The organism is Trueperaceae bacterium (assembly GCA_031581195.1).
In the GTDB taxonomy this organism is placed as follows: domain Bacteria; phylum Deinococcota; class Deinococci; order Deinococcales; family Trueperaceae; genus SLSQ01.
Window position 1 is genome coordinate 1 of record JAVLCF010000156.1, and the last position, 3,879, is coordinate 3,879.

Consider the following 3,879-nt stretch of genomic DNA (forward strand, 5'->3'; position numbering starts at 1 on the left):
ACGTCCCCGGACGAGATCGTGCCGCGCAGGACGAGCGCGCGGGTGACGGGGTCGACCGCCGCGGCGGGGCCGGGGCCGGCGGCGTTGACGGCGCGGACCTCGACGACGTGGTCGTCCCAATCGGGCAGCGCGTCGGTGACCGCCACGCGCCGCCCGCGGGGGCCGGTCGGCGACGCGGCGAGCCCGTCGACCGGGCTCCAGGCGGTCCACGCCCCGCCGTCGGCGGGGCGGCGGCGGGCCTCGTAGCGCACGATCGGCGCGCCGCCGTCGGCCGGTGGGTCGAAGCGCAGCACCGTGCGCGCCGGCAGGCCGGCGTCCGCGTCGGCCGCCTCGGGCCACGCCGCGAGGGCGGTCGGGGCGCCGGGCGTCGTGCGCGGCGTGCCGCGCACCACCGCCGACGCCGCGCCGGACCCGGCCGGCGTGACGGCGCGCAGGCGCAGCGCGTACGTCGTCCCGACGTCCAGGCCGGACACCGTCACCGGCGGGGCCGCGTCGGGCGGATCGAGCGGCGTCCACGTCGCCCCGTCGTCGAGGCTGTAGGCGTAGTTCGTGACCGACGTGCCGGTCGATGCGGGGGGCGTGAAGGTGACGCGGAGGTGCGCGTCGCCGGGCGAGACGACGAGGTCGGTGGGCGACCCCGGGAGGCCGACGGGGGTGACGGTCACCGGCGCCGACGCGGCGCCCGGCCCCGCGGCGTTCACGGCGCGCAGGCGGATCGTGACCGGCACGCCGTTCGCGAGGCCCGGCACCGTCACCGGCGGGGCCGCATCGGGCGGATCGAGCGGCGTCCACGTCGCGCCGTCGTCGAGGCTGTAGGCGTGGTTCGTGACGGCGTCGCCCGCCGGCGTGAAGGCGATCTGCGCGGCGCCGTCGCGCGGGGTCGCGACGAGGTCGGTCGGCGCGCCGGGCGCGACCGTGGGGGGCGGCGCGATCGTGACGCGCACGCCGTCGACGGGCTCGCGGGGCACGCCGTCGACGACGAGGCGGACGGCGCAGACGCGCTCCGGCGCGAGGGCGGGGACCCGCCCGAGGAGGCGGGGGTAGCTCGGCGCGGGGGCGTCGGCGGCGGAGACGACGGTACCGTCCTCGGTCGCGAACCGGGGCGCGTCGAGCGGCGTCTCGCAGACCTCCAGGTGGGTCGCGGGGGTGAAGGTGCCGCGCGCCTCGAGCGGCGTGCCGGGCGCCGCCCGGGTGGGGCCGAGCGCGTCGAGGTGCGGCTCGATCGGGGTGGAGGGCGGGCTACAGGCGGCGAGGGCGAGGAGGGCGAGGAGGGCGAGCGGTGGGATGGGGGGACGACGGAACCAGGACGGCATGACCGTCACCGTATGACGTCACATCGTGATGTTCAAGGGGGGCGCCGCACTCCGCCGAACCGAACCCGACCCGGAGCCCCGGACCGGCGGTCCTCAGCCGGCCGCGACCTCCGCCTCCCACGCCGCGCGCCCGGCGGCGTCGAGCGCCTCGACCTCGTCGTCCCCCAAGGTCACGTGCGCCGCCGCGACGTTCGCCTCGAGGTGCGCGACCTTCCCCGTCCCCGGGATCGGCAGCATCACCGGACTCTTGTGCAGCAACCACGCCAGCGCCACGCCGGCGTGCGGCACGCCGTGCCGCGCCGCGACGTCGTCCAGCGCCGTGCCCGGCGCGGCCAACGCCCCCGCGGCGAGCGGGTACCAGGGGATGAAGCCGATGCCCTCGCGCTCGCAGTGCTCCAGCACGGCCTCGCTGTCGCGGCGCGTGAGGTTGTACAGGTTCTGCACCGTCGCCACCTCGAACCAGCGCGACGCCGCCTCGATCTCCGCGACGCCCACCTGGCTGAGCCCCACGTGACGGATCAGGCCCTCCGCCTGCAGGTCGCGCAGCACCCCGAACTGTTCGTCCATCGGGACCGCCGGATCGACGCGGTGCAGTTGCCACAGGTCGATCCGCTCCACGTCCAACCGACGCAGGCTCATCAGGACGCACTGCCGCAGGTACTCCGGGCGCCCCACCGGCTTCCAGACGTTCGGCCCGTGCCGCGTCAGGCCGCCCTTCGTCGCCACCACCAGGCCGTCGTACGGGTGGAGCGTCTCGCGCAGCAGGTCCTCGCTGACGAACGGCCCGTAGGCGTCCGCGGTGTCGATCAACGACACGCCGAGCTCCGGGAGGCGCGCCAGCACCCGCCGCGCCTCGGCCGGGTCGGCGGGATCGCCCCACACCCCGTCACCGGTGACCCGCATCGCTCCGAAGCCCAGGCGGGCGACCGGAAGGTCCCCACCGATCGAAAAGGTGCCGCTCGCGTTCGCGTCGGGTTCGCTCATGCCGAGGAGGCTACCAGGTGCGCGCCGGGCGCCAGCGCCGCCCGAACGCCGGCCATCGCGGCGCCCCCGGACGGCGGCCCTCGATCGTCACGGCGCACCGCCCCCCGACGACGGCCCCCGGCCACCCCACGCCCACGCGGCGACGACGTTGGAACGACCCGCCCGTCGTGTCGGACGATGCTGACGCGACGGCGACGAAGCCTCGCCCCTACCTTGTTCCGTACGGACCGGCGAGGGCGACGAGTCCCCGTTCTCGTCGGCGAAGGGGAGCGTATTCGTGACCGCGGAACCCGAAGAGACGTCGATCACCGCCGTTGCCGCGTCGACGCGCACGCGCGGCGCGCTCGACGCGGCGCGAACCGTCGTCCGTGGAGGGCGGTCCTCGAACCGGGACGAGGCCCCCCACGCAACGGGGTGCGTCGTGCATCCCGTCGAGCCCATCGCCGTCGACGGCGCCCCGGATGCCGTACGTACGGCGCCGCCACGCGAACCCTGCCCCTCGACGACGCTGCGCCGCCCCCCCGCGCTGACCCCTCCGTTTCGGTACGCCGCTCGCGCGTCCGCCCCCTCCGACTCGAAAGGTGGTCGCATGCCCCGACGCAGCCCCCCGCCCCTCCTGCTCGCCCTCGTCGCCCTGCTCACGCTCGCAGCGAGCTGCGAACGCGGACCCGACCTCGCCACGACCCTCCGCATCGACGGCGCCGACGTGCGCACCACCGACGACCGACCCGTCGTCCGCGTCACGGGCCGCTTCACAGGCGATACGATCATCGCGATCTGCGACCAACCCCTCGACGCGCAAGCCTTCCGAACGCACCCGGAGGCGGGGACGTGGATCCCCCTCGAACGCGCCGACGCCGACCGCCTCTACACCCGCGCGCGCGGCATGCTCCCCCCCCTTCCCCCCGGCACGACGTGCGACGTTCGCCTGCAACGCAACGGCGAACCCCTCGAACGCCAATCCGACGAAGCCTCCACCACCATCACCCTCGACCCCGACGTGCCCGACGCGCCCACCCGCCTCACGGTCACGCCGAGCGACGCGACGCTACGCGTCGCGTTCGCCGCGCCCGACGACAACGGCGCCGCCATCCGCAACTACGCCCATACGTTCGACGATCCACTCGACGCGAACGCCGCATGGACGCCTCTCTCCCCGAGCGACGCGACGCCCCCCATCACGGTGACGGGCCTCCGCAACGGCGTGACGTACGACGTCGCCCTACGCGCCCTCAACGATGCCGGCGCGGGGCGTGCCAGCGCGCCCATCACGGCCACGCCCTTCACCACGCCCGGCGCACCCCGCAACGTCACCCTCGTGGCGGGAGACGCACGCCTCACCGTGTCCTTCACGCCTCCCAGCGACAACGGCGCGCCCATCACCCACTACGCGTACCGGGCCGACGCACCCGGCCACACCGGGACGTGGACCCCCCTCACGCCCGCCGATTCCACCCCTCCCCTCACCCTCACCGGACTCCGCAACGACACCACCTACACCGTCACGCTACGCGCCATCAACCGAGCCGGGTCCGGCGCACCCAGCGCCCCCGCGACCGCCACGCCCACGGCCCCCGCGCCC

Annotated in this window: 3 protein-coding genes; 1 reads left to right on the top strand and 2 read right to left on the bottom strand. The window is 75.9% G+C overall.

The features are described from left to right. Positions 1–1,313 (bottom strand): fibronectin type III domain-containing protein (locus tag RI554_10745; protein ID MDR9392493.1); only part of this gene is annotated, 1,313 nt, incomplete at its 3' end. Positions 1,314–1,406: 93 nt separating this feature from the next. After that, positions 1,407–2,297 carry an aldo/keto reductase gene (locus RI554_10750; protein ID MDR9392494.1) on the bottom strand — a complete coding sequence of 297 codons (891 nt, stop codon included), beginning with the start codon at positions 2,295–2,297 and terminating at the stop codon, positions 1,407–1,409. A 589-nt stretch (positions 2,298–2,886) separates the two neighbouring features. Between RI554_10750 and RI554_10755 the strand changes: the two genes are divergently transcribed. Next, the coding region (locus tag RI554_10755; protein MDR9392495.1) for a fibronectin type III domain-containing protein at positions 2,887–3,879 on the top strand (993 nt) is incomplete at its 3' end.

Excerpts from the sequence above, each read along its gene's own strand:
- RI554_10750 (MDR9392494.1), bottom strand. The coding sequence starts at position 2,297 with ATGAGCGAACCCGACGCGAACGCGAGCGGCACCTTTTCGATCGGTGGG.